Raw genomic sequence first — 988 nt, forward strand, 5'->3', positions numbered from 1 at the left:
GACGTCGTAACTACCGTTTTTACCATGTATGCCCAACCCATCATATTTCAGCGCAGTAGACGTTTGTACAACACTACTCATCGACTTAGCGACCGCGCTTGTTTGTTTAGTAACGTTTTTGATGGACTTAGCACCTTGGTATCCTCCACCGAGTCCATTAGCGAGGGTAGCAGCATTATTCACGCTTGTTTGGTATCTGTCGCGCCGTCTTAAATCACCTAAAACAACATCTTGCTTAATAACGTTGTTGTGCGCGTCCCTGTACGTCGTTATCTCGATGATACGAACTTTATCATTCACATCAATTACATCGTCCCTCACAGGCACTATATCGCCAATCCTAGGTATTGCAGTTGGAAACTGTTTTCTTAAAACAACAAAGTCTAACGATAGCGATGTTTTAATTGATTGATCTATGATGTATTCTAATTCTCTTTTCATCGTTTCGACACTTGTGATACGTCCATCGATTTTTGGAGGAGCTTCACGCTTTCCTATTTTGTTAGCTAAAGGGTGTGTAAACTCGATGTACAAACTTCCCTCTGTAAATTCCTCATCATCTTCAAAACCACCGTAACCACGAATGAATGTGTACGCTTCGCTTGCATCTTCTTCGAGTTTCAAATTATTCGCATTTACTTTACTAGAAATATAGTAATTAACGACGTTGTTCAAAAACGGTGTTAATGTAAATGTTTTTGTTGTTGGGTCGTAACTGTATTCAAGTCCATAACGGTCAAGACCAGCCTTAAACATGTCGTATCGACTGTCACCTTGTCCGGCATTTTCCCAACGCGATGCCGGCACTTTGACCGGTATTTTATACTTGTAACCTGTGCCTTGAAAGACCAACTTAAAATAGTTTTCAACTGTAAAACTGCCAGTGACATTACTGATAACGCGTGATGTCATTAAGTCATCGAGTTGTTTTTGTCTTGCTGTGATACTCAAAAATTGCTTATTACCTTTACTTTTTCTATCAATAATG

At 39.7% G+C, this 988-nt stretch carries 1 protein-coding gene; it reads right to left on the reverse strand.

Going from position 1 to position 988, the window contains the following annotated elements; genetic code table 11:
* A partial coding sequence (locus CD138_RS13680; protein WP_103266023.1) for a phage tail protein occupies positions 1–988 on the reverse strand: 988 nt, incomplete at both ends.

Source organism: Staphylococcus intermedius NCTC 11048 (assembly GCF_002902385.1).
In the GTDB taxonomy this organism is placed as follows: domain Bacteria; phylum Bacillota; class Bacilli; order Staphylococcales; family Staphylococcaceae; genus Staphylococcus; species Staphylococcus intermedius.